The following is a 26,949-nucleotide window of genomic DNA, read 5'->3' on the forward strand; positions in this document are numbered from 1 at the left end:
ACGGGAGATCAGATGCCGTCTGCGAGGCGTGCCGGGCCGGTTCCGGACAGGCACGCGCCCGCCCCCGTCGTGCTCCACTCGGCGCCGCTCGTCCTGCCCGTGTGCGTCGATCCCCTCCGTGACGGCGCCGTCGCCACCAAGGGCTCCCACGTGCTCAGAGTGGGGCCGCGGGCGGAGCTGCGCGCCGCCTACCCCGCGGCCGAGGAGCTGCGGTGGCAGGGCATGATCGTGGCCGGCCTGGTGGACGCCTGCTCCTCCGCCCGCGCGCCCGTCCCCGGGGTGACCGCGCGGGCGAGCATGGTCTGCGACCCGGCCGACTGCCTGGGGCTGCCCGGCATCTCGTACGTCCGGGTGAACAGCGCAGGCGAGGAGGAGTGGGAGGAAGGCGAGCGGGACGCCGTCATCACCGCCATCCGCGAGGTCGAGCGGCCGTACGCGGTCGGCATCGCGGCGCTCACCGGCGACTTCCAGGTGCTGGAGGACGTGGCCGTGCTGTCCAGGACGTTCGGCCTGCGGCTGCTGGCCGACCTGGACCGCCACTCCACCGCCGCCCTGGACGAGGCCGGGGTGCTCGGGCCGCTGTGCCACGTCGCGTGCGCCCGGACGCTCGACCCCGGGGAGCGCAAGCTGCTGCGCCTGCGCGGGACCGCGGTGGCGCTCTGCCCGCCGGGGCCCGATCCAGGCGGCGACACGCTGGCGCTGCTGGAGGAGGGGAACACCGTCGCGTTCGGCAGCCACGGGCCGGCCGCGGATCCGTGCCAGGAGTGCGGCTCCGGGCCGCTCGATCTGGCGGCCGCCGTCCGGCGGCACGTGCGCGGGCGCGGCCAGCGTCCGCGGGGCCTGGACCGGCGGCTGGTCGAGGCGGTCACCATGGGTGGGGCCGCGGCTCTCGGCATGGACCGGGGCAAGGGGCGGATCGGGTCGCTGTGCCCCGGCGCCCGCGCGGACTTCGCGGTCTACGACGCCCGTGGCCGTTACCCGTACGCCGCGCTGCTGGCGCAGCCGCCCTGCCTGGGCACGGTCGTCGGCGGCGTGATCACCATGACCGCGCCCTGACCGCCGCCCGCCGGCTCGTGGGCAAGGCGCCCGTCCCTCATCGGAACTGCTCGTCCACCAGGGTCAGCAGCTCGCGCAGCTGGTCGCGTTGCTGGTCCGACAGGACGGCGAACAGTTCCTCGCCCGCCTGCCTGCGCGCGTCGCGGGCCCGTTCGGCCAGCGCGCGGCCCTCGGGCGTGATCACGACCAGCGTCGAGCGGCGGTTGGCCGGATCCACCTCCCTGCGCGCCAGCCCCGCCTCCTCCAGCGCGTCCACGACGGGCGTCAGCGAGCGCGGCACGATCCGCAGCTGGTCGGCGAGCCGCACCATCCGCAGCGGCCGCTCCGCGTCGGCCAGCGCGCGCAGCGCCCGCGCCTGGCCGGGGTTGAGGCCGAGGGGCACCAGCCGGTGGAGGTAGCCGTGCCGCAACCGCCTGCTGACCAGATGCAAGAGCTCGGCGAGCTCCTTTTCTTCCATATCGCCAAGTTTAGCCGGAACAAATATGAGTTAACCTCTGTTTGAGTGGACATCTGGAAGGAGGCCCCATCTGTGGCCGAGGAACCACGCGCGCCGCTCGGGCGCATCGTCAGACTCTTCGGCGCCTACCGCGGCCGGCTGGCCCTGGTAGGCGCCTTCATCCTGCTGTCCTCACTGGTGTCGCTGGCCTCGCCCTTCCTGCTGCGCGAGGTGCTCGACACGGCCATCCCCGCACGCGACGCCGGGCTGCTCGCGCTGCTGGCCCTGGGCATGATCGCGGTGGCCGTCACGACGACGGTGTTCGACGTGCTGCAGACGCTGGTCTCCACGACCGTGGGCCAGCGGGTGATGCACGACCTGCGCGTCGCGGTCTACTCCCATCTGCAACGCATGTCGCTGGCCTTCTTCACCCGCACCAAGACGGGCGAGGTCCAGTCGCGCATCGCCAACGACATCGGCGGCATGCAGTCGGTCGTCACCTCGACGACCGCCTCTCTCGTCTCCAGCCTGACCACCGTGATCGCCACGTTCGTCGCCATGATGGCGCTCGACTGGCGGCTCACCATGGTGTCCCTCGCGTTGATGCCGTTCTTCGTGTGGATCAGCCGCAAGGTCGGCGCCGAGCGCAAGCGCATCACCTCCGAGCGGCAGCGCAAGCTGGCGACCATCGCCACCATGGTGCAGGAGTCGCTGTCGATCAGCGGCATCCTGCTGGGGCGCACCATGGGCCGCTCGTCCGAGCAGACCGAGCGCTTCGGCCGGGCCTCCCACGAGCTGGCCGACCTCGGCGTGCGCACCAGCATGGCCGGGCGCTGGCGGCAGTCGTCCGTGCAGTTCGTCATGGCCGCGATGCCCGCGGCGATCTACTGGGCCGTCGGCCACACCGGCTCGATCTCGGTGGGCACGCTGGTGGCGTTCACGACGCTGCAGACGGGCATGTTCCGGCCGCTGGTGCAGCTCCTGCGGCTCGGCGTCGAGGTGCAGACCTCGCTGGCGCTGTTCGGGCGCATCTTCGAATACCTCGACCTGCCCGTGGACATCCACCCCGGCACGCGCCGGCTGGAGGACGTGCGCGGCGAGGTGCGCTTCGAGCACGTCGACTTCTCCTACGGGGACGCCCCCACGCTCGAAGGGATCGACCTCACCGTGCCCGTGGGCGGCAGCCTGGCCGTCGTGGGCGAGACCGGCTCCGGCAAGACCACGCTCAGCTACCTGCTCCCCCGGCTCTACGACGTCACCGGCGGCCGGGTCACGATCGACGGGACCGACGTGCGGGAGCTGACGTTCGAGACGCTGAGCGAGGCGGTCGGCGTGGTGTCGCAGGAGACCTACCTCTTCCACGCCTCGATCGCCGACAACCTGCGCTTCGCCCGGCCGTCGGCCACCGACGAGGAGCTGGAGGCGGCGGCGCGCGCCGCGCACATCCACGACCACATCGCCTCGCTGCCCGACGGCTACGACACCCTGGTGGGCGAGCGCGGCTACCGGTTCTCCGGCGGCGAGAAGCAGCGCCTGGCCATCGCCCGCACGATCCTGCGCGACCCGCCGGTGCTCGTCCTCGACGAGGCCACCAGCGCTCTCGACACCCAGACCGAGCGGGCCGTGCAGGAGGCGCTCGACACGCTGGCGCGGGGCCGTACGACGATCACGATCGCGCACCGCCTGTCCACCGTCCGCGACGCGGACCAGATCGTGGTGCTGGACCACGGGAGGATCGTCGAGCGCGGCACCCACGACGAGCTGATGGCCGGGGGCGGACACTACGCCGCGCTCGTGAGCCGCGACGATCCCCTGTTGAGTCCGGCCTAAACGTGGACTGCCTCACATTCCGGCCATGACGGAAATCCGCTTCGGGACGGGTGGTGTTCAACCCCCGTAGATCTCCCAAGGCAAGGATCGTCGTGTCTCCCTCCCCCTCCCCGTTCAGAGCTCTCCGTCATCACAACTACCGGCTCTGGGCGGGCGCCGACGTCATCTCCGTCACCGGCACGTGGATGCAGGTCCTCGGCGTCAACTGGCTCATCCTCACCCTGACCGGCTCGGCGACCAGCGTCGGGCTGAGCCTGGTCATGCAGGCGCTGCCGACGCTCGCGCTGGGCATGTGGGGCGGCGCGCTGGCCGACCGGCTGCCCGCGCGGCCCGTCGTGATCGCCGCGCAGCTCGCCCAGGCCGCCCTCGCCGCCGCGCTGGCCGTGATCGCGCTGACGGACGTGCGCTCCGTCCTGCCGATCTACGCCGTGGCGCTGGCCGGCGGCGTGGTCACCGCGCTCGGCGGGCCCGCGCTCGGCCGCTTCGGCGCCGAGGTGGTGCCGCCCGCCGACCTGCCGAACGCGATGGCGCTCGGGTCGGTCCTCAGCTCCGCCGGCCGCATCCTGGGCATGAGCCTGGCGGGCGCGCTGCTCCCCGTCACCGGCAACGCCGGGCTGTTCGCCCTCAACGCGGCCACCTTCTTCGTGGTGATCGCGGCCGTGGCGGCCATGCGACGCCGGGAGTTCCACGTGCTGGCCGCCGCCGAGCGGCAGCCGGGCGCCGTCCTCGACGGCCTGCGGTACGTGCTGCGCACCCCGTGGCTGCTCGCCGTGCTCGCGCTCTGGTTCGTCTCGGGCAGCCTCGGCCGCAACTTCCAGGTCACCATGGCCGCCATGAGCGCCGGGCCGCTGGGGTCGGGCGCCGGCGGGTACGGCCTGCTGTCCACGGTCTTCGCCGTCGGCACGGTGCTGGGCGGCTTCCTGGCCGCCTCCCGGCCTCGCCTGACGATCCGGCTGCTGCTCGTGATGGCGTTCGTCACCGGGGTGGCGCAGGCGCTGAGCGGCCTGATGCCGTCGCTGTGGACGTTCGCCGCCGTGATGCTGCCGATCGCGGCCGGCGCGGTGGCGCTCGACACCACGGTCTCGGCGCGGGCGCAGCTCGACAGCCCCGAGGCGATGCGCGGCCGGGTGATCGCCGCCCTGTCGATCGTCAGCGCCGGTGCAGGCGCGCTCGGCGGGCCGCTGCTCGGGTGGTTCAGCGACACGCTGGGACCGCGGGTGGCGCTGGAGATCGGCGGGGTGGCCTGCGTGGCGGCCTCGCTGCTCGCCGCCGCGGCGCTGGCCCGGCTGTCGGGCCGTACGCTCCGCCAGGCCGTACGGCCCCGGCGGCGCCTGGAGCCGGGCTTCGAGAACGCCTGACCGGCTCTCCTGGCTTGCATGTCGGCATGCAGATAACCTATAAATGTAGTTGGAGGTTAGCTGCATAGAGGTACTCGACGAGGAGGCTGGGACATGTTGTTGACCTCGATCGACCCCTTCTTCCAGGAGTTCGAGCGGCAGTTCGACCGGCTGACCCGCCAGGCCTTCGGCGACGGCGGCGCCGTGATGCCGATGGACGGCCTTCGCCGCGACGACGACGTCCTGCTGCGCTTCGACCTGCCCGGCATCGACCCCGACTCCATCGAGGTGACGGTGGACCGCGGCGTGCTCAGCGTCAGCGCCCGGCGTGACGAGCAGATCGCCGAGGACGAGCGGCTGTTCGTCCGCGAGCGGCCGATGGGCGCCTTCATCCGGCGGGTCTACCTGTCGGAGCACCTCGACAGCGACAAGATCGACGCGTCGTACGACAACGGGGTGCTCACCGTCAGGATCCCGGTGCTGGAGCGGGCCAAGCCGCGTAAGGTGGCGATCCAGCGAAGCGAGACCAAGGCCATCAAGGCCTGACACGAGCTCGGGGGCGGGACATCCCGCCCCCGAGCCACGAGGAGAAGGAGACATGCCCGACCTGCCCTTCGACGACGAGCACGCGCCTCTCTACTCACTGGGGCAGGTGGCGGAGATGCTCCAGGTCCAGCACGCCTTCCTGCGCCGGCTGGACCAGCACGACGTCATCCGGCCGAGCCGGTCGAGCGGCGGCCAGCGGCGTTACTCCCGCCACGACATCGTCATCGTCCAGCACGTCACCCGCATGGCGGAGGAGGGCATGACGCTCATCGCCATCCGCCGCATCCTGGAGCTGGAGCGGGAGCTCGTCGAGCTGCGCCGGGAGCTCAGGGAGGCCCACGCCCGCATCCGCGAGCTGCGCGACCCGAACTGAGCACCTGAGCGCCGCTACCCGGTGGGCCGCGGGCGTACTCTCGTGCCGTGCACACCACCAGATACGCGCCCTCCGGCATGGTCTGCAGCGTCGACCACCTGGCCTCCGGGGCCGGGCTCTCGATGCTGGAGCGCGGCGGTTCCGCCGCTGACGCGGCCATCGCCGCCAACGCCGTGCTCTCCGTCGTCGCCCCCCACATGTGCGGCCTGGGAGGCGACCTGTTCGCCCTCGTCCACGACGGCGAGGTCACGGCACTGAACGCCTCCGGACGCGCCGGCTCCGGCGCCGACCCCGCCCGTCTGCGCGCCGAGGGCCACACCCGCATGCCCCACCAGCACGACATCAGGTCCGTGCCGGTGCCGGGCTGCGTGGACGGCTGGGCGGCGCTGCACGCCCGCCACGGCCGCCTGCCGCTGGCGGAGCTGCTCGCGCCCGCGGTCAGGCTGGCCCGCGAAGGGTTCCCCGCCTCGCCGCTGATGCTGACCGGCGCCGCCAACGCGGCCCGCCGGCCCGGCGGCGGCGACTTCGCGTCCGTGCGCGCCGCGGGCGACCGCGTGACCAGGCCCGGCGTGGCCCGCGCGCTGGAGGCCGTGGCCGCGGGCGGGCGCGACGGGTTCTACCTGGGCGAGTTCGGCCAGGGCCTGGTCGAGCTGGGCGCCGGCGAGTACACCGAGGACGACCTCGCGGCACCCGCCGCCGACTGGGTGGAGCCGCTGAAGGTCCGCGCCTTCGGCCACGACGTCTGGTCGATGCCGCCCAACTCCCAGGGCTACCTGCTGCTGATGTCCCTGGCCATCGCCGACAGGCTGGAGCTGCCGCCGTCCCCACGCCACGCCGCCTGGGCGCACCTGCTGGCCGAGGCCGCCAGGGCGGCCGGCCACGACCGGCTCGACGTGCTGCACGAGGACGCCAAGGAGCTGCTCGACCCCGCCGAGATCGCCCGCCGCCGGGCGCTGATCGATCCGCTGTCCCGGGTGCGGCTGGGCGGCCCCGCCCAGCGCGACGGAGACACGACCTACCTGTGCGCGGTCGACGGCGACGGCATGGGTGTCTCGCTCATCCAGTCGAACGCGTCCGGGTTCGGCAGCATGGTGTTCGAGCCGCGTACCGGGATCAACCTCCACAACCGCGGCATCGGCTTCTCCCTCAAGCCCGGCCACCCCGCCGAGTACGGCCCCCGCAGGCGCCCGCCCCACACGCTCACGCCCGCCCTGATCACCCGCCCCGACGGCACGCTGCGCACCGTCGCCGGCACGATGGGCGGCGACGCCCAGCCCCAGATCCTGCTGCAGGTGATCACCCGCCTGCTGCGGCACGGCGAGGACCCCGGCCAGGCGATCTCCGCGCCGCGCTGGCGGCTCGGCACCGGCGGCACCGGGTTCGACACGTGGGAGGCCCCCGACGCCGCGGTCGTCGACCTGGAGGAGGGCACGACCTGGTCCGACGGGCTGGCGGCGCTCGGCCACCGGGTGGCGGCCCTGCCGTACGGCGGCTCGTTCGGCCACGCCCACCTCATCGACGTGCGCCCCGACGGCATGCTGGCGGGCGCGGCCGATCCGCGCTCCCTGGTCGGCGCCGCGATTGGACGCTGACCCGGCGGGTAGCCGTGACCGACATGGCTACCGACGTCATCACTCTCATCACGAAGGACCACCGGACGGTGGAGGGCCTCTTCGAGAAGCTCAAGAGCAAGAAGGGCGACATCAAGGCCACCGTGGCGGAGCTGCACGCGCTGCTGACCGCCCACGCGCGCGCCGAGGAGGACCGGGTCTACCCCGGCCTGGACGCCCACCACAGCGTCGAGGAGCACAAGGAGGCCGAGGTCCTGCTCGACGCGCTCGTCCGCGCCGAGCCGGGCTCGGCCGAGTTCGACCGGACGCTCACCGAGCTGATCGAATCGGTCAACCACCACGTCGAGGAGGAGGAGAGCACACTCCTGCCCTCGCTGAAGCGGCGGACCGACGCCAAGGGCCTCCAGAAGCTGGGCAAGGCGTTCGAGCAGCGCAGGGCCGAGGAGCTCAAGGCCCTCAAGGCGAACGGCGGCCCGAGCTCTTCCTCCGGCGACGTCAGCAAGGCCGAGCTGTACGAAGAGGCCAAGAAGGCCGACATCCCGGGCAGATCGCACATGGGCAAGAAGGAACTGGCGGAGGCACTCGGGAAATCCGGGTCCTAGGATTCCGGCCCGTTCGCTGGGTAGGGGGCGCGTATGACCGAAACACCGCCGAACCGCCACGGTATGAGCGACGAGCAGGAGATCGAGGTCGACGAGTGGACCGAGGACCTCGGTCTGCGGCACGAGGTCGTCGACGACGATCCTCAGCGCAGGGACACGCTCGACGAACGCCTGCGGCGCGAGGCCAAGGATCGGTTGCGCGGCCCCCGCCCCAAGCACCGCCTGACGCAGCCGGACGAGGGCCTCGAACCCGACGTCGACGACGAGGAGCTGGGCGAGGACTGGGGCGACGACGCCGACTCCGACGACCTGTCGGCCGAGGAGCGCGCCGTGCGCATCGACCCGGACGAGAACCTCAGGTGAGCCGCCGCAGCGCGGGCAGCAGCGCGTGCAGGTCGTCGACGACCATGTCGGCGGCCCGCGCCTGAGGGCGCTCGGCATGCAGGTAGCCCCAGGGTCCGCGGCGCAGCAGCGCGGTCCGCATGCCCGCCGCGGCGGCCGGCAGCACGTCGTTGTCGAGCCGGTCGCCGACGTAGAGGATCTCCCCCGGCTCGCGGCCCGCGACCGAGGCGACCTTGGCGAAGAAACCGGGGTCGGGCTTGGCCACGCCCCAGCCGTCCGAGGTGTGCACGGAGTCGGCGGGCAGGTCCATGGCGACCAGAGCGTCGTACGCGCGCCGCGGCTGGTTACCCGCGATGATCACCTGGCGGCCCTCCGCGCGGAGGGCGGCCAGGGCCTCGCGGACGTCGGGGTAGAGGTCGTCGGCGTCGAAGTGGTTGCGCAGGCCGCCGGGATCGTCGCGCTCCCAGGCCGCCTCCTCGGCGTCGAGGTCGAGGTCCGGCCGGACGAGCCGGAAGGCGTCGCTGTGAGGGCGGTCGAGCGCGGCCATCCCGCCGAGGGCGCCCATCAGCACGAACGGGCTCACCCCGATCCGCCGCGCCCACCGGGCCCAGATGCGGTCCTCGCTGATGAGCGTCTCGCCGACGTCGAACACCACAGCCTTGATCATCAATCCCCCAGCCGGAAAGACCCTGTTTCACCGTGTCGGTCCGGGCACTAGAGGACCGGACAAAAATCTACAAGGGGGATTTTTCCATGCGACCCAAGCGCGACGCGAAGGACCAGCAGCTCGACGAGTTCCGTGTTCCCCTGGACGACGTCACCATGACGACCGACCAGGGCGTCCCGGTCGACCACACCGACGACTCGCTCAAGGCCGGCATGCGCGGGCCCACGCTGCTGGAGGACTTCCACTTCCGCGAGAAGCTGACCCGCTTCGACCACGAGCGCATCCCCGAGCGCGTCGTGCACGCCCGCGGCGCCGGCGCGTACGGCGTCTTCGAGCTCTACGAGCCGCTCGGCGACCTGACGGCGGCGGAGTTCCTCAACGACACCTCCGTCAAGACGCCCACGTTCGTGCGCTTCTCGACCGTGGCGGGCTCGCGCGGCTCGGCCGACACCGTACGTGACGTGCGCGGCTTCGCCACGAAGTTCTACACCACCCAGGGGAACTTCGACATCGTCGCCAACAACTTCCCGGTCTTCTTCATCCAGGACGGCATCAAGTTCCCCGACTTCGTGCACGCCGTCAAACCCGAGCCGCACAACGAGATCCCGCAGGCCCAGTCGGCGCACGACACCTTCTGGGACTTCGTCCAGCTCCAGCCCGAGTCGCTGCACATGGTCATGTGGCTCATGTCCGACCGGGCGATCCCGCGCAGCTACCGCATGATGCAGGGCTTCGGGGTGCACACGTTCCGGCTCGTCGACGCCCAGGGCAAGGGCACGTTCGTCAAGTGGCACTGGCGGCCGGTGCTGGGGACGTACTCGCTGGTGTGGGACGAGGTCCTGCGCATCCAGGGCAACGACCCCGACTACAACCGCCGCGACCTGTGGGAGGCCATCGAGCGCGGCGCCTACCCCGAGTACGAGCTGTGCGTCCAGCTCGTGCCCGAGGAGCGCGAGCACGACTTCGACTTCGACCTGCTCGACGCAACGAAGATCATCCCTGAGGAGCAGGTGCCGCTGCGGCCCATCGGCAAGATGACGCTCAACCGCAACCCGCAGAACTTCTTCGCCGAGACCGAGCAGGTGGCCTTCCACACGGCCAACATCGTGCCCGGCATCGACTTCACCAACGACCCCCTGCTGCAGGCCAGGAACTTCTCCTACCTCGACACGCAGCTGCTGCGCCTCGGCGGCCCCAACTTCTCGCAGATCCCGATCAACCGGCCGGTCTCGCCCGTGCGCAACGACCAGCGCGACGGCTTCCACCAGCACATGATCCACGAGTCGCGGACGAGCTACGAGAAGAACTCCATCAGCGGCGGCTGCCCGGCCGCCATGAACGGCTACCGCCACTACACCGAGAGGGTGGAGGGCCACAAGATCCGCGAGCGCAGCCCCAGCTTCCAGGACTTCTACCGCCAGGCCACCCTGTTCTGGAACAGCATGGCCGACTGGGAGAAGGGGCACATCGTCGCCGCGTACCTGTTCGAGCTCGGGCATGTCGAGCGCAAGGACATCAAGGAGGGCGTGGTCGCCCACCTCGTCAAGATCCACCCGGATCTGGGCGCGCAGGTGGCCGAGGGACTCGGCCTGCCCGTGCCCGAGGGCGGCCCGGTGCACGCCAACGCCTCTCCCGCGCTCAGCATGACCAACCAGCCGCGCGGCATCGCCACCCGCAAGATCGCCATCCTCATGGCCGACGGGGCCGACGCCGCCGCCGTGACCGCCCTGCGCCGGGCGCTGGAAGGCCAGGGGGCGATCTGCGAGGTCGTGGCCCCGGCCGAGGGCCAGGCCGGCGGCCTCCCGGTGGACCGCCAGCTCAGCGCCGCCTCCTCCGTCCTCTACGACGCGGTGGTCGCCGCGGACGGAGCCGCGCTGGCCTCCGTGGGGCGGGCGGTCTTCTTCGTCCAGGAGGCGTTCAAGCACCAGAAGGCCATCGGGGCCGTCGGCACCGGCCGGCAGCTCGTGGAGGCCGCGCGCCTGCCCAACGACGTGGGCGTCTTCGTCGGCGACGACATCGCCGACGCCTTCGCCGACGGCGTGGCCGGCCACCGCTTCTACGACCGCGACATCTTCGCCGTCCCCGCCTGACCCTCGTGACGATCGGCCGTCTCCGCCGTGAGCGGAGGCGGCCGATCGTCTGGCGCGCGAATCCGAGCTCTGGAATACTTAGCGTGTCCGTTCGAATACGAAGGGAAAGATTCCGTGATCACCATGGTCGAGGAAGAGCACCAGACGGAATCCACGCACGCGAGCGTCGCGCGGTCCCCCCTCACCGCCCGCGAGTTGTTCGATGTCCTACCCCCCCTCCCCGGATTTCGGTGTGAAGTCATCGAAGGGAAGTTGATCGTGAGCCCCATGGGCACCCCTGAGCACGCCTGGATGTCCGTAGCGCTGCACGACGCGCTGCGCTCGTTGGTCCAGCAGCGCGGATGGCGAGGAGCCCCCGGACTGCTGAACATCTGCATCGCCGGCCCCCGCGACTCGCTCGTGCCCGACTACTCCTTGACGCCCCCCGCCTGTCCCCGCTGGGAAGAAGGCGAGTTGCTGTCATCTGGGCTGATCATGGTTGCGGAGATCGTCTCGCCCGGCAGCATCCGCGCCGACCGCGAGGAGAAGCCGCGCCTCTACGCCATCGGCCGGGTGCCGGTCTACTTGTTGATCGACCCGATCGGCGACACACCCGGCGTCACCGTGTTCAGCGACATCAAGGACGACGCGTACCAGACGACCACCACGGTCGCCATGGGCACGCCGATCATGCTTCCGCCCCCGGTCGACTTCGAGCTGGACACCTCGATCTTCAAGAGCTGAGCCGCTCCATGGCCTTGGCGATGCGTTTCTCCGAGACCGGGGTCGGGGTGCCGAGGGTCTGGGCGAAGAAGCTGACCCGCAGTTCCTCGATCATCCAGCGGATCTCCGTCACGTCGGGGTCGCCGCGTCGCGCCGGGTGGAGCTTGTCCAGCAGGTCGTGGTAGTCGTCCTCGACCTTGTGCACGCGGGCCATCCACTCCTCGTCGCGCCACGGGTCCTCGGGCAGCTTGGCGAGGCGGCGGTCGACCGCACGGATGTAGCGCAGCAGGTCGGGCAGGCGGCGGTGGCCCGTGGCGGTCACGAAGCCCCGGTAGATGAGCCTGCCGAGCTGGTCGCGTACGTCGTCGGTGGCCGCGCTCGGGCGCAGCGCGTCGAGGCGGGCGCCGGCCTCGTGCCAGACGGACAGGATCTGCTCCACCTTGGCCAGCACGTCAGCCGCCGTGTCATAGAGGTGGGCGCGTACGTGCTGGTGGAGGCGGTCGAAGGCGACCGCGTCCCAGACGGCGCCGCCGGTGTCCAGCATGAGCTTGTCGACGGCCGCGTCGACCACGTCGTCGAACAACGCCACCGCCCCGCCGTGCGGGCTGCGTGACAGCGCCAGCTTGGCCTGGTTGGACAGCCCGCCGAGCAGCGACTTGGCCGGGTTGGTGACGTTGAGCAGAAGCAACCGGCGCACCCCGGGCCAGTGGGAGCGACGCTGCTCCGCCTCCGTCTCGAAAATCTTGATCGAGACCGAGTCGCCCGCGTCGACCAGCGCCGGGTAGCCCTTCATGCGGCCCTGCTCGAAGACCTTGGGCAGGCTGCCGAAGCTCCACTTGTGCAGGCCGCTCTGCTCCAGGTCGTCGCCCGCCTGCGAGAGCGTCTGGCGCAGGCGCGGCGCGAGGCGGCGCTTGAGCGCGTCGAGGTCTTTGTCCTCGGCGACCGTGCGTTTGCGCTCGTCGATCACCCGGTAGGTGATCCGCAGGTGGTCGGGCACCTGGTCGAGCTGCCAGGCCTCACGCGGCACGCGCACACCGGTCAGCCGCAGCAGCTCGCGCTCCACGGCCGCGAGCAGCGGCTCGCCGCCCTGCTCGACCCCGGCCAGCACCTGCTTGGCGTAGTTGGGAGCCGGCACGAAGTTGCGCCGCAGGTTCTTCGGCAGCGACCGGATCAGCGCCGTGATGAGCTCTTCGCGCAGGCCGGGGATCTGCCAGTCGAAGCCGTCGGAGGAGACCTGGTTGAGCACCTGGAGCGGCACGTGCACGGTCACGCCGTCGGCGTCGGCCCCCGGCTCGAACTGGTAGGTCAGCTTCATGCGCTGACCGAGCTGCTTCCAGGTGTCGGGGTAGTCGCGCGTGCTGACGTCGGCGCCCTCGTTGACCAGCATCTCCGGCGAGAACGCGAGCAGGTCGGGCTGCTCGTGCCTGGCCTTCTTCCACCACGAGTCGAAGTGGCGGGCCGAGACCACGTCGGCCGGGACGCGCTGGTCGTAGAAGTCGAACAGGGCCTCGTCGTCGACCATGATGTCGCGGCGGCGGGCGCGGTTCTCCAGCTCCTCGACCTCTTCGAGGAGCTTGCGGTTGTCCTTCAGGAAGCGGTGGTGGGTGTCCCAGTCGCCCTCGACGAGCGCGTGCCGGATGAACAGCTCACGCGACAGGTCGGGGTCGATGCGGCCGTAGTTGACCTTGCGGCCGACGACGAGCGGCACGCCGTACAGGGTGACCTTCTCCAGGGCGATGACGGCGCCCTGGTTCTTCTCCCAGTGGGGCTCGGAGTAGGAGCGCTTGACGAGGTGCTGGGCGAGCGGCTCGACCCAGTCGGGCTCGATCTTGGCGTTGACCCGGGCCCACAGCCGCGAGGTCTCGACCAGCTCGGCCGACATGACCCACTGCGGCTGCTTCTTGGCCAGCGCGGAGCCGGGGAAGATGGCGAAGCGGGCGTTGCGGGCGCCGATGTACTCCTGGATCGGGCGGCGGCCTTCGGCGCCGCGTTTCTCCATGACGTCTTTGACGCCGATGTGGGACAGCAGGCCGACCAGCAGCGACATGTGCACCTGGTGGGGCTCGGCCGGGCGGCTGTTGGGCTGGGCGCCGAGCGCCTGGCGCAGCTGACTGTAGATGTCCTGCCACTCGCGTACGCGCAGGTAGTTGAGGAACTCGGCCTTGCAGAGCCGGCGGAACGCGCTGGAGGACAGCTCCTGCTGCTTCTCGCGCAGGTAGTTCCACAGGTTGAGGTAGGCCATGAAGTCGGACTCGGGGTCGGCGAAGCGCCGGTGTTTCTCGTCGGCCTGCTGCTGCTTGTCGGCGGGACGCTCGCGCGGGTCCTGGATGGACAGGGCGGCGGCGATCACCATGACCTCGCGCAGGCAGCCGTTCTTCTCGGCCTCCAGGACCATGCGGCCGAGGCGCGGGTCGACGGGCAGCGTGGCCAGCTTGCGGCCGATCGGGGTGAGCCGGCCCTGCGCGTCGAACGCGCCCAGCTCGTGCAGCAGGTTGACGCCGTCTTTCACCTGGCGGCGGTCGGGCGGCTCGACGAACGGGAACGCCTCGATGTCGCCGAGCCCGATCGAGGTCATCTGGAGGATGACGGAGGCCAGGTTGGTGCGCAGGATCTCGGGGTCGGTGAACTCCGGCCGGTTGAGGAAGTCCTCCTCTTCGTACAGCCGGATGCAGATGCCGTCGGAGGTGCGGCCCGAGCGGCCCTTGCGCTGGTTGGCGCTGGCCTGCGAGATGGCCTCGATCGGCAGCCGCTGCACCTTCGTGCGGTGGCTGTAGCGGGAGATGCGCGCATAGCCGGGATCGACCACGTATTTGATGCCGGGGACGGTGAGCGAGGTCTCGGCGACGTTGGTGGCCAGCACGATGCGGCGGCCGGTGTGGCTCTGGAAGACGCGGTGCTGCTCGGCGGCGCTGAGCCGGGCGTAGAGCGGCAGGATGTCGGTGTTGCGGAACTCGGCCTTGGCCAGGGCGTCGGCGGCGTCGCGGATCTCCCGCTCGCCCGACAGGAACACGAGGACGTCGCCCGGGCCCTCGCCGACCAGCTCGCGGCAGGCGTCGACGATGCCCTGCGTCTGGTCGTCGTCCTCCTCCAGCGGCCGGTAGCGCACCTCGACCGGGTAGGTGCGGCCCGAGACCTCGATGATCGGCGCGTCGTCGAAGTGGCGGGAGAACCGCTCGGGGTCGATCGTGGCGCTGGTGATGATCACCTTGAGGTCGGGGCGCTGGGGCAGCAGCTGCTTGACGTAGCCGAGGATGAAGTCGATGTTGAGGCTGCGCTCGTGGGCCTCGTCGATGATGAGGGTGTCGTACTGGTCGAGCATGCGGTCGTGTTGCAGCTCGGCCAGCAGGATGCCGTCGGTCATCAGCTTGACGAGGGTGCGGTCGCTCGCCTGGTCGGTGAAGCGGACCTTGTAGCCGACCACGTCGCCGAGGCCGGTGCCGAGCTCGTCGGCGATGCGTTCGGCGACCGTGCGGGCGGCGATGCGGCGGGGCTGGGTGTGGCCGATCACGCCGCGGACGCCGCGGCCGAGCTCAAGGCAGATCTTGGGGATCTGGGTGGTCTTGCCGGAGCCCGTCTCGCCGGCGATGATCACGACCTGGTGGTCGCGGATGGCCGCGAGGATGTCGTCTTTCCGCTGGGAGACCGGCAGGTTCTCCGGATATCTCACCGCCGGGATGGCTTCGCGGCGGCGCGCCAGGCGCTGCTCGGCCCGCTCCACGTCGGCGAGGATCTCGGTGACGATCTTGTCGCGCGCGTCGCGGGACCGCACCCGGCGCATGCCGTCGAGCCTGCGCCGCAGCCGCCGCTGGTCACGCGGCATCAACTCGGGCAGGCGGGACTGGAGATCAGCGAGCGGAGAGGACAAGGAAGATGTTCCCATACTGCTTCAAGGATATTTGGTCCGGGAGCCAACGGCCCATCGTGCCCGATCAGGCCGGCCGCCCGCATCCCAATATCAGGCGATCGCGGCGCCGATGATGCCCGCTTCGTTCTGCAGCGCCGCGGGCACGACGGGGGTGTCGAGGTGGACGTGGGGCAGGAACTTCTCGGCCTTCTTGCTGACTCCCCCGCCGATGACGATGAGCGACGGTGAGAACAGCATCTCGACGTGCCTCAGGTATTCCTCGACCCGGTCGGCCCATTTCTCCCAGCTGAGGTCGTGCTCCTCGCGGGCGCGGGCGGAGGCACGGTGCTCGGCGTCCTTGCCGTGCAGGTGGAGGTGGCCGAGCTCGGTGTTGGGGACGAGCACGCCGTCGGTGAACAGCGCGCTGCCGATCCCGGTGCCGAACGTCAGCATCAGCACGGTGCCGCGCCGCCCCCTGCCGTGGCCGAAGCGCATCTCGGCCAGGCCCGCCGCGTCGGCGTCGTTGAGCACGGTGGCCCCGCCGAACAGCCCGGAGGCGTCGGCGCCGATCCACGCCGGGTCGACGTTGGCGGCCGTTCTCACGACGCCGTCGACCACGACGCCGGGGAAGGTGACCCCGACCGGGCCGTCCCAGCTGAAGTGACGCACGATCTCGGCCACCACGCCGGCCACCGCGTCCGGCGTGGACGGCTCCGGCGTCGGGATGCGCAGCCGCTCGGCCGCCAGCGTGCCGGCCTCCGTGTCGACCGGCGCCCCCTTGACGCCGGAGCCGCCGATGTCGATGCCCAGAACGTTCATGGTGCTCCATTCTCCCGTCCCGCAGGACGCGGTGATTCCGGTCCCGGCTGAACCCGTTCCCCGCCCGGCGCGTATCTCGCGTCACAAGCGCTCATTAGGAGGCACCGGATGCGGTCACGCATCATCACACTCTGCGCTGTCGCGGTCGTGCTGGGAGCGACTCTCACCACTCCCGCGCACGCCACCACCCCCAGGACTCGATTCGACGTCATCAACCTTGTGTCGGACGTCAAGGGCAAAGCCCGTGTCACCGACCCCAAGGTCGTCAACCCGTGGGGCCTGGCCATGGGCAAGACCCTCTGGGTCTCGAACACCGGGACCGGCACCGCGACCGTCTACTCCGGCACCGGCAAGAAGGAGAAGACGGAGGTCGCGATCCCGGGCGGGTCGCCGACCGGGCAGGTCTTCAATCCCGGTGACGGCTTCACCGTGAAGGGCAAGCCGGCCACGTTCATCTTCTCCAGCCCGAGCGGCGCCATCACCGGCTGGAACGCCGAGGTCGACCCCGCCAACGCGGTCATCGCGGCGTTCTCCCGCGGCGCCGACTACAAGGGCCTCGAACTCGTGCAGACCGACGACGGGGCGTTCCTGCTCGCCGCCGACTTCGCGAGCGGGCGCGTGCACGCCTTCGACGAGGAGTTCCGGCGCATCCAGCTGCGGCGCTGGCAGTTCAGGGACACCGAGATCCCCTCGACGTACAAGGCGTACAACGTGGCCGTGGTCAACGGCAACGTGTGGGTCGCCTACGCCGTGCGCGACAAGGCCACCGGCAAGCCGGTCTTCGGCGCCGGCAAGGGCTTCGTGAGCCGGTTCGACATGGACGGGCGGCTGACCGGCCGCATCGCCAGGACCGGGCTCAACGCGCCGTGGGGGCTGAGCGCCGCGCCGAAGGGCTGGCGTCAGTTCGCCGGCGCGCTGCTGGTCGGCAACTTCGGCGACGGCACCGTGCACGCCTACCAGCGGGGACGGCACCTCGGCGCGCTGCGCCTGGCGAACGGCAAACCGGTCGTGCTGCCGGGCCTGTGGGACCTGCAGCCCGGCACCGCGGCCACGGGCGGCGAGGGCGCGCTGTGGTTCTCCGCCGGCATCGACGGCGCCAAGCACGGCCTGATCGGCGTGATCGCCCCGAAGGGCACCAAGGTGACCTCCAGCGGCGCGGGAACCCCCGCACCACCGAGCGCCAGTCCCTCCCGGAAACCGTACGGAGGGTACTGACCGGCGCCGTCGCCCCCGGCCCCGGCGGAAGCGCAGACCGCCGCGTACGACGGCCGGGGGCGGCGGTCACAGGACGTTTCCGGCGCGGTTGGCGCGAGCCGCGCCGGAAACATGTTCCAGATCGGCCACCAGGCCGAAGTGGTCGCTCGCCCAGACGCCGGCCACGGGCTCGTCGAAGATCCTGCGGCAGTCCCGCAGGCGCAGGGTCGGGCCGTTGCCCCGGCAGCGGACGAAGAGGTAGTCGATGCGCCGGCCGCTCTCCAGCGGCCAGTTCCCGGCGCGCACGAGAGGGTTGACGGGGGTGAAGGTGTGGCCGGGGTCGTGCGGGCAGGCCCAGTGCCACAGATCGCGGTAGGCGACGCTCATCCCCTCCAGCGACTGCAGCCCGCTCCAGAACCGCACCCCGGCCGAGTCGGGAGTCGCGTCGAAGTCCCCCGCCACGACCACGTGCAGGTCCCGCCCGCCGAGCATCTCCTCGATCAGCCTCGCGGTCCGTACGGCCTGCAGCTCGCGCTCCCGCTCGTGGCCCAGGCGGAAGGAGGGCTTGTGGTTGACGAACAGCAGGGGCTCGGGCCCGGGGATCTCGGCGGCGCAGGCCCAGCCGGCGAACTCCGACAGGTCCACGCGCTCGGTGACGGCCAGCCGCTCCTGCCGGACCTCGCCCGGCGGCAGGCGGCTCGCGATGGAGGCACGGGTGCCGTCGGCCTCCCCGGTCTCCTGGTGGACGACGTGGTAGGCGGGGCCCAGCAGGTCGGCCACCTGGTCGTAGCCGTCCGTCACCACGGACTCCTGGAGGGCAACGAGGTCCGGGCGCAGCTCGCGGAACCCCGCTTTCAGCACCTCCCTGCGCCGCTGCCAGTCGCCGTGCCGGGCCCAGAGGTTCAGTGTGGCGATGCGCATGCAAGGGGCGCTACCCGGCCGGGACGGCGGCACGTCGTCCGGGTTACAGTCGGGGCGTGAGCGAACGATCTTTCAGCGAGTGGCTCAGGAGCCGGTGCGAGCCCGACTGGACGGCCGTGGTCACCCATCCGTTCGCCATGGCGATCACGACGGGCACGGTCGCCGGCGACGACATGCGGCGCTACCTGGAGCAGGACTTCCAGTTCGTGGACTCCTTCACGGCGCTGCTGGGCGCAGCCGTGGCGAGCGCCGACACGTTCGAGGCGCGGGTGCCGTACGGGAAGTTCCTCGGTCAGACGGCGACGACCGAGGAGAAGACGTACTTCCACCGGGCGCTGGCGGAGCTGGGCGGGCGCACGGACGCGCCGCCGGAGCCGGTGACGGCGGCGTTCAAGGAGCTGATGGACGAGGTCCGCACCTCGCAGGACTACCTGCTGATCGCCGCCGTGCTCTGCGTGGCCGAGTGGTGTTACCTCGGCTGGGCCTCACGGGCCGGGGAGTCGCCGCCGGAGAGCTTCGTGCACCGGGAGTGGATCGAGCTGCACGAGGGCGCGCAGTTCCGCGCCTGGGTGGCGTTCCTGTGCGGCGAGCTCGACCGGCTGGGCGCCGATCTGGGCGAGGAGCGGCGGCAGGAGGTGCTCGGCGTGTTCCGGCGGGCGGTGGAGCTGGAGCGGGCGTTCTTCGACATGGCGCAGGGCGGCCGGGCCGGCTAGGACGGCAGGCGGAGCACGGACGCCAGGTCGTCGAAGGTGCGGTAGTGGACGGCGGTCATGCCGAGGGCACGCGCGGCCTCGACGTTCGCCGGCCGGTCGTCGACGAACAGGCAGCGCTCGGCCGCCACACCCGCCCGCTCCGCGGCGATCCGGTAGATGCGCGGATCCGGCTTGGCCACGCCGACCCGGTGGCTGCTGACCACGTCGTCGGCGAAGTACGTCAGCCCCAGCAGGTCGAGGTGACCCTCCAGGGTGTCCATGGCGTTGGTCACGAGGATCAGCGGCACGTACTGCTGCGCCCTGGCCAGCAGCGCCCTGACCTCCTCGTCCACCCAGAAGCGGATCTCCATGAACTCGGCGACCGCCTGGCGGGCGCGCTCGTCGCCGCCGAGCGCCAGGGCGATCGACTCGGCCCACTGCGCCTCCGTGGCCTGGCCGAGCGTGGGCGGCGTGATCAGCTCGGGGCCGAAGGCGGTCTTCATCAGGGGCAGGCCGTAGCGGGCCTCGATGGCGGCCTGGGCGGCGTGGTCGAAGTGGCGCAGCACGCCGTCGAAGTCGGACAGGACCGCGTCGAAAGGAAGCACGGTCACCATTCTGCCGGGTGCGCCGGCCACTGGCGCGGACGGACGTTTTTGGCAGGTCTCGCCGACGGTGCCGGAGGGACCGTCGGCACTACCATCTCCGAGACAGGATTCGGTAGCGGAACGGTAGGTAATGAGCGATCACCGGCTGCCACGTGAGCTGTGCCAGCTGTTACCCGACGGCGGCAGGGGCCGGAGGCTGCCCGGAGAGCTGCCCCCCGGTGACGTGGTCTGGCCGGATCCCGGCTACACCGGGCACGGCCGCGCGCAGCGGCCGGCGTTCTGGATGAGCGACGACCCGGTGAGCGGCGCCGACTGGGCTCGGATGCGCGCGTGGCACCCGCACAGCGGCCTGTGGCCGCTGCTGCTGGACGAGTCGGCGCAGCCGTGGGCGATCGGACAGGTGGTGCCGGACGATCCCCGCCAGATCGACCACTTCACCGCCGAGGGGTTCATGGCCGAGGTGTGGCAGGAGTGGGTGGCGCAGATGCCGCCGGACGCGCTGGAGGAGCTGGAGCCGTACGGGGCGATCTGCCCCGGGCCGGCCCCGCCGGGCGTGCTGCGGGCCGATCCCGACGCGGTGGCCGACTGGCTCGCGGGCGAGCTGGCGGCCAGGGGCATGCCGCTCGGCCTGGTGGCCGCCGGGCGGGGCGCGGACGCCCTCGCGGTCATGGGCTGGCAGGGGGCGCTGCACCACAACGAGTGGATGGTGCCGATGGCCTCGGTGGTGCGCAGCTGGGAGGACCGGTTCGGGGCGCGGGTGGTGAGCGTCGGGTTCAACACGCTCGACCTCAGCGTGGCGGCGCCGCCGGTCGACCTGGAGCACGCCCTGCACGTGGCCGCCGAGCACTGGACGTTCTGCCCGGACAACGTGGTGCAGGGCCCCGGCCACCTGCAGGCGTACGCCGAGCAGCTCATCGGCGGCCACGCCTGGTCGTTCTGGTGGGACTGATGCCGGTTGGCGTGAGGCCCGCACGTCATGGGATGCGGGCCACCGCGCCGTACGTCCCGGACGTGCCGGGCTGTTCCGAGCAGGCGATGTCGTACGGGCCGGGCCGCCATTCCGGGGCCCACACCAGCCCCGGATCCACCAGCTCCAGGTCGTCGAGCAACGCCGCCACCTCCTCCCGGGTGCGGATCGCGTGGCCGGGCAGCGTCATCGCCAGCAGGTCGTGGATGGCGGGCAGCAGCTCCGGCGGGACGGCGTCGAACGTGGTCTGCGCCAGCGACAGGTAGCTCCCCTCCGGGACCTCCTGGCGGATGCGTTTGATCACGTAGTGGACGTACTCGTCGTCGTTGAGGCTGTGGGTCGACACCAGCAGGACGGCCATCGGCCGCTCCCAGTCCAGGAACGTCTGCATCACCCGGTCGTCGAGCACGTCGTCGATCTCGCGTATGTCGCCTTCGACGACGCGTACGAGGTCGGTGACGGGCTCGATGGTGGCCCTGGCCGCGGCGAGCACCATGGGGTCGTTGTCCACGTAGACGACACGGGCGGCGGCGCCGTCCAGGGCGTCGCGGGCGACGTCGTGCAGTTGCCGGCCCGGTGGCAGGCCGCTGGGCACGCCGCTGCCGACGATCACGAACTGGTCCACGCCGCCGGCCGCCAGATGGCGGACCACGCGGCACAGAAAAGCGAGCACGGCTCGGGCGGCCGCCGTCGTGACGGGTGCGGCCGCGTCATAACGGCGCACGGCCTCACGATCCGCCACGAAATTGTTCTTTCCGCCCGCGGCGGCGTCGAGAATACGGGTGATCCTCGCTTGGGTCAGCTCCAGCTTCGCCAGGTTTCGGATGGCACGCTGACGCATTGAGTGTTGCCCCTTTCCCCTCGCCCACTATCTCGGGAAAAGTTGTCCTTTCGGACCCCACTCGATGACCCAGACCATATGATCCTCGCCACGGGCGAGAAGACAACCGGAAAAGCCATTGGATTTGGGTATATGTGGGCAACCAATGACCCGCATAACGATCTCAGAAAGGGGAAAAGAGATCATTTCCCGAATGAACGCGAAAGCCTTTCGCGATGCGCGTTCAACACCTCGACGGTCTCCTCGCGCGTCGTCGTGGTCACCGACAGCTTGGTGAAGGCCTGGTGGTAGGCCTCGACCGCGGCCGTGTCGGTGATCAGCTCGTCGGACTCGACGCCGTGCGCGCACGCGATGTCGGGCTCGAACGCCTCGGCGAAGCGCCACAACGTGAACGGCCCCGTACGCGGCACGTAGACCGGATCGTCCATCGGCACGACGTGCAGCGAGACGTTGGGCCGCTTGGCGGACTCGATGAGCACGTCGAGCTGGCGGAGTTGCACGTGGGGGCCGACGATCGAGCGCGCCAGCACGCTCTCGTCGATCACCGCCCACAACACCGCGCTTCCGTCGCGGGTCATGGCCTCCTGGCGGGCCAGCACGAGGGCGAGCGCCTCGTCCACCGTCTGCTGGCCGAGCGTCGCCGGCCCCGTCACGGTGATCGCGGCGCGCGCGTAGTCCTCGGTCTGCAGCAGCGGCGGGACGAACTGCGGATGGTAGGTGCGGATCACCGTCGCCCGCTGCTCCAGCGCGTACGCGGCGGCGAGCCAGACGGGCACCGACTGCGCGTCGTGCCATGCGGCCTCGCGCTCGCCCCTGGCCAGTGACAGCACGTATTCGCGGATCGGCGGGGCGGTGACGCCGTAGAGGGCCAGCAGGCGCTCGACGGTGATGGGCGCGGGCGCGAGGCGGCCCTCCTCGACCGCCGGGATCGCGGCGGCGCCCTTGCCGAGGGCGGTCTCGACCTGCTCGACGGAGAGCCGGGCGGCCAGGCGCAGGCCGTGCAGGCGCTTGCCGAGCGCCCGGCGCTGCGGGTCGCTCAGCGGCGTGGCCGCCTCGGGGATGTCGGGGACGGCGGCCTCGGGCTCCTCGGGCAGCCCCTCGGCCTTGCGGGCCAGCTCGACCACGCCGCGCAGGACGACGAGGGAGCTCTCGGACAGGCCCGAGGCGGCCAGGCCCAGGGTGGCCGCGCGCAGCTGGAGGTCGTCGACCGCGCCGGACTCGACGTAGTCGTCGCCGACCAGCCAGCCGACGCTCACCTGCAGGCAGGTGGCCAGCGCCCGCAGCACCTGGAGGGTCGGGTTGGTCTGCTTGCCGGTGCGCAGCTGGCTGACATAGGCGCGCGTGATCGGGATGCCGGCCTCCGTCAGGGCGGAGGCGACCTGAGCACCGGTGTAGCCGCGCTTGGTCAGCGCGAGATCGAGCCGTTCGGCGAAGTTCGCCACGGCACACCTCCTACCGCCCGTGAACGTCTCCAGCGTAAGGGAATCCGGGCGCGGTGTCCCCTGCCATGCGGGCCAGCTCTGCCACGCGGACGGGTATCAACGTATGCGCAAACTGTCAGTTGACACATCCCGGTTCGTACGGAGACTATCAGCGTGTGTGGTAACTGAGGCTTAACAGTCAGGTTCCGAGAGTTCCCGCGAGGAGGTGGCCGAAGGTGACCATGGACACCCCGGGCGGCGCGCCGCACCTGGAAGCGGCGGCCTCCCCAGGACAGGAGCAGGTCGTCCGGCGCATCTGCGCCCGGGTGGCGGGACCGGTGGCCGGCGCGGACGTGCACGTGGCGAGCCTGCCACTGGGCGGGGTGCAGGTCTGGCTGGACGGTTCCGGCCACCGCTGGCGCTTCTACCACCGGATGGCGCGGGAGCTGCGGCTGGCCGGCTGGCACACGGAGACCGGCCCCGATCGGCTGCTGCTGCTCGGGTGGAGCGCGGCCTGCCTGAGCCACCGCGCCCGGATGCTGGGCGCGGCCCTGGCCGGGCGGCTGGCCGACTTCGACCGTACGGCGTTCACGGCCGTCATGCTCGCCACCCGGCTGCGGCACCGGGGGTTCCCCGCCGGTGACCTGCCCGCCGAGGTGGAGGCGCACTGCCGCGAGTCGCTGCGCTGGCCGGCCCGGCTGGCCGATCTGCGGGGCCTGCAGCGGCGTTCGTCGCTGGAGTCGCTGCGGCTCCGGCTGGCCCAGGTGGCCGGTCTGGAGACCAAGGTGGGCCGCCGCTGCGGCGAGCATCTCGCGCTCGCGGGGAAGGTCGCCCGGCTGGTGGCGGGCGGCGTGCCGCCGTCCCGCCCGGCCTTCACGCCGCAGGGCGCTCCGGGACGGGACCTCTGGACCGAGGCCGTCCCGCCGCGTGACATTCCGTTCGGCGGCCGGGCTCCCGGCGTCCCGCCACGGGGCGTCTCGGCGCCGCGCGCGGGGCTGACCGAGCGGCTGGTCTGCGTCAGCGTGCCGAACGTGGACACGAGCGAGGACGGCCTGGGCGGCGTGAGCGCGGTGACGGCGCCATGACCCCCTCCAACACCACGGACGACAGAACCTTCATGTCCTTCATGACAGCCATGGAGGACGACACACACCTGAGTGCGCGTGAGCGCGCCGGAATCGCGGCGTTGCCACCAGGCGGCGGGTCCCCGGCCGGGAACGGCCGGCGACGCCCGTCCGCCACACATGCGGGAACGGTGGCAGCGCTCTCAGCGCTGGCCCCGGCGCCTCCCCCCAGCACCGTGCGGCACGTGCCCGATGCAATCGGCGCGGTGTTGTTGGCCAGCGCGGTAGCGGCTGGCGTGCTGGCCAAGTCAAGGGGTTGCGCCTGGGGTCGGCTCACTCCCCGCCGGCCCGGCCGAGCGCGGGGCGCGCCGCGCCCCGGCCGGGCCGGCGGGGTGGACAGCGGCTCGCCCTACGGGCGGCGCCGCCGGACGGGAACCGGAGTGATCGGCGTGGTGGGCGCCAGAATGCCGGTCGCCGGGCAGGCCCGCGGGCCGTCCGGCGGATGGTTCCCGCGGAGGGTCGGGTGCGGGAGACCCTCCTGGCCGGTGGCGGTTCCGCCGGCCGCCGTTCTGCTCGCCGCCACGGCGCGGGTGCGGGTCGCCGTGGCGTCGGGACGTGAGGCCGGTCACCGGCCTCATCGCGCGGCGGAAGAGGAGCCGGTCACGCCATGCCGGCTCCTCGCCGGGCCGCCTCACCGAACCTTGGATCTTCCTCCGACTCGAATCATCGACCCGCTATAGACAGGAGCGAGCATGCTCACCACGGGGCCCATCTCAGAGGAGCTGCGCAGGGCGCGGCCGCACGAAGTCCATCCGCGGGGCGTACGGCCCGGCGCGCCGGCGTCCAGGGACGAGGAGCCGGCCCCGTCGGCGCCGGCGGAACCGGCGCGCACCGTGCACCGGCTGCGCCGCATCCGGCAGGTGTCCGTCCAGGCCATCACCGAGATCGACCAGGCGCTGAGCCACCGCGCCTCCTGACCGTCCCGCCTTCCCGCACAGGAGGAGACCCATGCGCATCCTCGCCCCCGCACGACGGGGCACACCGTGAGCCGCGGCAGGGTCGGCGTGATCGTGGCGCCCCCGAACCCGTCGGCCGAGCCGGAGCTGACCCGCTTACTCGGGTCACGCGCCGACATGCACGTCGCCCGCTTCCCCGTACGGTCAGGGCTGTCCCACGCCGACCGGCTGGAGGGCTACAACACCGCGCTGCGCGCCATGACGGGCGCTTTCGGCGGGCTGCGGCTGGCCGCGATGGTCATGGCCTGCAGCGAGCCGCGTTACCTGCTCGGCCCCGACGAGGACCGCGAGCAGTGCGCCGAGCTGTCGGAGGCCACCGGGGTGCCGTTCGCCTCGTCGACGCTGGCCACCCGCGAGGCGCTGGACCACGTGCGGGTGGGCGACATCGTGCTGGTGTCGCCGTACCAGCCGTGGGTGACGGAGCTGGCCGAGCGGTTCTGGAAGTCGGCCGGGATCAACGTCACCCAGGTCGTCCAGGTACGCGCCGAGCACGGCTACTCCTCCTACGCGGTCACCCCCGCCGAGCTGATCAGCCAGGTGGAGCTGGCCGAGCCGCCCGGGGACGCGGTGCTGCTGTTCACCGGCACCGGCATGGCCACGCTGCCCGTGCTCTCCCGGCTCACCACCGGCAACGACCGGATGTTGCTCACCTCCAACCTCTGCACGGCCTGGTGGGCCCTGTCCCGGGCCACCGGCCGGCACGTGACGCTCAGCCGGGTGCCGTACCGCCGCCACATGGAGGCCCCGGCCGGCGTCGCGAGGAGGCACACCGCATGAACGGCGTCATCGTCGCCGGAGCCGGCCCGACGGGGCTGACCGCGGCGCTCTCGCTGGCCAGGGCGGGCATCAAGGTCACCGTCCTGGAGCGCGAGAGCGAGCTGCCCCGCCGGCCGCGCGCCTGCACGTTTCACCCGGCCACCCTCGACCTGCTGGACGGCCTCGGCGTGGCCGTCCGGCTGGTCGCCGCCGGGCGGGTGGTGGACCGGGTGCAGTGGCGCGACCGATCCGGGCTCGTGCTGGCCGAGATGGGCATGGACCGGCTCGACGGGCTGACCCGGCATCCGTTCCGGGTCCACGCCGACCAGGGGTCGCTGACCGCGCTACTGCTGGAGGCCCTGCAGGCCTGCCCGGACGCGGACGTGCGCTTCGGCGCCCAGGTGGACGGCGTGGCCGAGGGCGGCACGGGAATCCGGGTCCGCGTCGGCCACACCTGGACGCGGGCCCGGTACCTGATCGCCGCCGACGGCGCCCACAGCACCGTGCGCGGCTCGCTCGGGCTGCCGTTCCCGCGCTCGGCGTACCCGACGCAGGCGCTGCGGGTGTTCATCGACTCGCCGCTGGACCGGATGCTGCCGAGCCTGGCGCCGCTGACGTACGTACGCGACGTGCAGCAGTCGTGCACGCTGCTCGGGCTGCCGGACCACTGGCGGATCATCTTCAAGATCCCCTGCGACGCGCACGAGCCGCTGTCGCCGTCGAACCTGTCGCTGCTGGTGCGCCGGGCGCTGCCGGGGCTCGGCGGGCCGATCCGGATCACCGGGGCCGACAGGTTCGGGCTGTCGCGGGGGGTGCTGAGCTCGTACCGGTGCGGGCGGGTGCTGTTCGTGGGTGACGCCGCGCACCTGACCTCCACGGTCGGCGGGCTCAACATGAACGCCGGCATCCACGACGCCGCCGAGGTCGCCAAGGTGATCGCCGCCGTGGTCGGCGGGCACGCCCCGGCGGCCGCACTGGAGGCGTGGGCCTGGCGGCGGCGCTCGGTGGTGCTGCAACGGGTGCTGCCGCCGCGCGGGACTCGGCTGGCGGGCGTGCGCGAGCACGACAGCGCCCGGCTGGAGGCGGCCATGGCGGGGCTGCGGGCGATCGCCGGCGACCCCGACGCGACCCGGGCGTACCTGGCGCAGGCGTCGCTGCTCGACACCGTCCCGAGAGGCGTCCCGAAGACGGTCCCTGATCCGGCCGGGAGGTCCTGAGCCATCCGCGTCCGCGTAGCGACTGGAGGAGGTGACACCG

At 71.8% G+C, this 26,949-nt stretch carries 25 protein-coding genes; 17 read left to right on the plus strand and 8 right to left on the minus strand.

The features are described 5' to 3' along the window. Positions 1 to 12 precede the first annotated feature (12 nt). Entirely contained in the window at positions 13 to 1,056 is a 1,044-nt protein-coding gene (locus ACIBP6_RS27780) for an amidohydrolase family protein (RefSeq protein ID WP_397056731.1), read from the plus strand. A gap of 37 nt (positions 1,057 to 1,093) precedes the next feature. On the opposite strand, the gene ACIBP6_RS27785 is transcribed toward ACIBP6_RS27780, so the two are convergent. Beyond that, positions 1,094 to 1,513 carry a MarR family winged helix-turn-helix transcriptional regulator gene (locus ACIBP6_RS27785; RefSeq protein ID WP_397056733.1) on the minus strand — a complete coding sequence of 140 codons (420 nt, stop codon included), beginning with the start codon at positions 1,511 to 1,513 and terminating at the stop codon, positions 1,094 to 1,096. Positions 1,514 to 1,585: 72 nt separating this feature from the next. Between ACIBP6_RS27785 and ACIBP6_RS27790 the strand changes: the two genes are divergently transcribed. From ACIBP6_RS27790 to ACIBP6_RS27820, 7 genes are all read left to right on the plus strand, one after another. Beyond that, positions 1,586 to 3,322, plus strand: a complete 1,737-nt coding sequence (locus ACIBP6_RS27790; protein WP_397056735.1) for an ABC transporter ATP-binding protein — start codon at positions 1,586 to 1,588, stop codon at positions 3,320 to 3,322. Positions 3,323 to 3,414: 92 nt separating this feature from the next. Then, positions 3,415 to 4,680 (plus strand): MFS transporter, encoded by a 1,266-nt coding sequence (locus tag ACIBP6_RS27795; RefSeq protein WP_132615196.1) that lies wholly within the window; start codon positions 3,415 to 3,417, stop codon positions 4,678 to 4,680. A gap of 93 nt (positions 4,681 to 4,773) precedes the next feature. Beyond that, complete coding sequence (locus ACIBP6_RS27800; protein WP_397056737.1) at positions 4,774 to 5,205, plus strand: Hsp20/alpha crystallin family protein; 432 nt, start codon at positions 4,774 to 4,776, stop codon at positions 5,203 to 5,205. A gap of 52 nt (positions 5,206 to 5,257) precedes the next feature. Further along, positions 5,258 to 5,578, plus strand: coding sequence for a helix-turn-helix domain-containing protein (locus tag ACIBP6_RS27805; protein ID WP_132615200.1), 321 nt, complete (start codon positions 5,258 to 5,260; stop codon positions 5,576 to 5,578). A gap of 47 nt (positions 5,579 to 5,625) precedes the next feature. After that, positions 5,626 to 7,170: a gamma-glutamyltransferase family protein gene (locus ACIBP6_RS27810; RefSeq protein ID WP_397056739.1), complete on the plus strand. Its 1,545-nt coding sequence runs from the start codon at positions 5,626 to 5,628 to the stop codon at positions 7,168 to 7,170. Between the two features lie 23 nt (positions 7,171 to 7,193). Further along, the gene (locus ACIBP6_RS27815; RefSeq protein WP_397056741.1) at positions 7,194 to 7,751 is read left to right on the plus strand and encodes a hemerythrin domain-containing protein; all 558 of its coding nucleotides are present in this window, start codon (positions 7,194 to 7,196) and stop codon (positions 7,749 to 7,751) included. A 33-nt stretch (positions 7,752 to 7,784) separates the two neighbouring features. Further along, positions 7,785 to 8,114, plus strand: a complete 330-nt coding sequence (locus ACIBP6_RS27820) for a DUF5709 domain-containing protein (protein ID WP_397056743.1) — start codon at positions 7,785 to 7,787, stop codon at positions 8,112 to 8,114. Here ACIBP6_RS27820 and ACIBP6_RS27825 read toward each other — a convergent pair. Further along, positions 8,107 to 8,760 (minus strand): HAD family hydrolase, encoded by a 654-nt coding sequence (locus tag ACIBP6_RS27825; RefSeq protein WP_397056745.1) that lies wholly within the window; start codon positions 8,758 to 8,760, stop codon positions 8,107 to 8,109. The two genes, ACIBP6_RS27820 and ACIBP6_RS27825, sit on opposite strands and share 8 nt — an antisense overlap. A gap of 86 nt (positions 8,761 to 8,846) precedes the next feature. Here ACIBP6_RS27825 and ACIBP6_RS27830 point away from each other — a divergent pair, with 86 nt between their 5' ends. Both ACIBP6_RS27830 and ACIBP6_RS27835 read left to right on the plus strand, forming a co-directional pair. Further along, positions 8,847 to 10,850: a catalase gene (locus ACIBP6_RS27830; RefSeq protein ID WP_397056747.1), complete on the plus strand. Its 2,004-nt coding sequence runs from the start codon at positions 8,847 to 8,849 to the stop codon at positions 10,848 to 10,850. A gap of 123 nt (positions 10,851 to 10,973) precedes the next feature. Then, positions 10,974 to 11,573 (plus strand): Uma2 family endonuclease, encoded by a 600-nt coding sequence (locus ACIBP6_RS27835; protein WP_397057088.1) that lies wholly within the window; start codon positions 10,974 to 10,976, stop codon positions 11,571 to 11,573. Here ACIBP6_RS27835 and hrpA read toward each other — a convergent pair. Beyond that, positions 11,563 to 15,432 carry an ATP-dependent RNA helicase HrpA gene (hrpA, locus tag ACIBP6_RS27840; protein WP_397056749.1) on the minus strand — a complete coding sequence of 1,290 codons (3,870 nt, stop codon included), beginning with the start codon at positions 15,430 to 15,432 and terminating at the stop codon, positions 11,563 to 11,565. The genes ACIBP6_RS27835 and hrpA overlap by 11 nt on opposite strands. A gap of 75 nt (positions 15,433 to 15,507) precedes the next feature. Beyond that, a complete protein-coding gene (ppgK, locus tag ACIBP6_RS27845; protein ID WP_397056751.1) occupies positions 15,508 to 16,215 on the minus strand; it encodes a polyphosphate--glucose phosphotransferase in 708 nt (235 codons plus the stop codon). A 108-nt stretch (positions 16,216 to 16,323) separates the two neighbouring features. On the opposite strand from ppgK, the gene ACIBP6_RS27850 reads away from it, so the two are divergent. Next, complete coding sequence (locus tag ACIBP6_RS27850; protein WP_397056753.1) at positions 16,324 to 17,430, plus strand: TIGR03118 family protein; 1,107 nt, start codon at positions 16,324 to 16,326, stop codon at positions 17,428 to 17,430. A 66-nt stretch (positions 17,431 to 17,496) separates the two neighbouring features. Here ACIBP6_RS27850 and ACIBP6_RS27855 read toward each other — a convergent pair whose 3' ends face one another. After that, positions 17,497 to 18,330, minus strand: coding sequence for an endonuclease/exonuclease/phosphatase family protein (locus ACIBP6_RS27855; RefSeq protein WP_397056755.1), 834 nt, complete (start codon positions 18,328 to 18,330; stop codon positions 17,497 to 17,499). A 56-nt stretch (positions 18,331 to 18,386) separates the two neighbouring features. Between ACIBP6_RS27855 and ACIBP6_RS27860 the strand changes: the two genes are divergently transcribed. After that, on the plus strand, positions 18,387 to 19,043 hold the full coding sequence (locus ACIBP6_RS27860; RefSeq protein ID WP_397056757.1) for a TenA family protein: 657 nt from the start codon (positions 18,387 to 18,389) through the stop codon (positions 19,041 to 19,043). Here the strand turns inward: ACIBP6_RS27860 and ACIBP6_RS27865 are convergent. Continuing rightward, complete coding sequence (locus ACIBP6_RS27865) at positions 19,040 to 19,627, minus strand: HAD family hydrolase (protein ID WP_397056759.1); 588 nt, start codon at positions 19,625 to 19,627, stop codon at positions 19,040 to 19,042. The genes ACIBP6_RS27860 and ACIBP6_RS27865 overlap by 4 nt on opposite strands. A 130-nt stretch (positions 19,628 to 19,757) precedes the next feature. Here ACIBP6_RS27865 and ACIBP6_RS27870 point away from each other — a divergent pair, with 130 nt between their 5' ends. Continuing rightward, positions 19,758 to 20,576 (plus strand): DUF4253 domain-containing protein, encoded by an 819-nt coding sequence (locus ACIBP6_RS27870; protein ID WP_397056761.1) that lies wholly within the window; start codon positions 19,758 to 19,760, stop codon positions 20,574 to 20,576. Between the two features lie 25 nt (positions 20,577 to 20,601). Here the strand turns inward: ACIBP6_RS27870 and ACIBP6_RS27875 are convergent, their stop codons facing one another. Further along, positions 20,602 to 21,435 carry an SAM-dependent methyltransferase gene (locus ACIBP6_RS27875; RefSeq protein WP_397056763.1) on the minus strand — a complete coding sequence of 278 codons (834 nt, stop codon included), beginning with the start codon at positions 21,433 to 21,435 and terminating at the stop codon, positions 20,602 to 20,604. Positions 21,436 to 21,617: 182 nt separating this feature from the next. Next, positions 21,618 to 22,877 (minus strand): helix-turn-helix domain-containing protein, encoded by a 1,260-nt coding sequence (locus ACIBP6_RS27880; protein WP_397056765.1) that lies wholly within the window; start codon positions 22,875 to 22,877, stop codon positions 21,618 to 21,620. A 215-nt stretch (positions 22,878 to 23,092) separates the two neighbouring features. On the opposite strand from ACIBP6_RS27880, the gene ACIBP6_RS27885 reads away from it, so the two are divergent. The 4 genes from ACIBP6_RS27885 (at position 23,093) to ACIBP6_RS27900 (ending at position 26,909) form a co-directional block, all read left to right on the plus strand. Then, positions 23,093 to 23,941 carry a hypothetical protein gene (locus ACIBP6_RS27885; RefSeq protein ID WP_397056767.1) on the plus strand — a complete coding sequence of 283 codons (849 nt, stop codon included), beginning with the start codon at positions 23,093 to 23,095 and terminating at the stop codon, positions 23,939 to 23,941. A 731-nt stretch (positions 23,942 to 24,672) separates the two neighbouring features. Then, entirely contained in the window at positions 24,673 to 24,897 is a 225-nt protein-coding gene (locus tag ACIBP6_RS27890; RefSeq protein WP_397056769.1) for a hypothetical protein, read from the plus strand. Between the two features lie 66 nt (positions 24,898 to 24,963). Continuing rightward, positions 24,964 to 25,713: a maleate cis-trans isomerase family protein gene (locus ACIBP6_RS27895; protein WP_132619459.1), complete on the plus strand. Its 750-nt coding sequence runs from the start codon at positions 24,964 to 24,966 to the stop codon at positions 25,711 to 25,713. Continuing rightward, the gene (locus ACIBP6_RS27900; protein WP_397056771.1) at positions 25,710 to 26,909 is read left to right on the plus strand and encodes an FAD-dependent oxidoreductase; all 1,200 of its coding nucleotides are present in this window, start codon (positions 25,710 to 25,712) and stop codon (positions 26,907 to 26,909) included. The genes ACIBP6_RS27895 and ACIBP6_RS27900 overlap by 4 nt, the downstream gene beginning before the upstream one ends. Positions 26,910 to 26,949 lie beyond the last annotated feature (40 nt).

It is taken from the genome of Nonomuraea terrae (assembly GCF_044465245.1).
GTDB lineage: Bacteria > Actinomycetota > Actinomycetes > Streptosporangiales > Streptosporangiaceae > Nonomuraea > Nonomuraea terrae.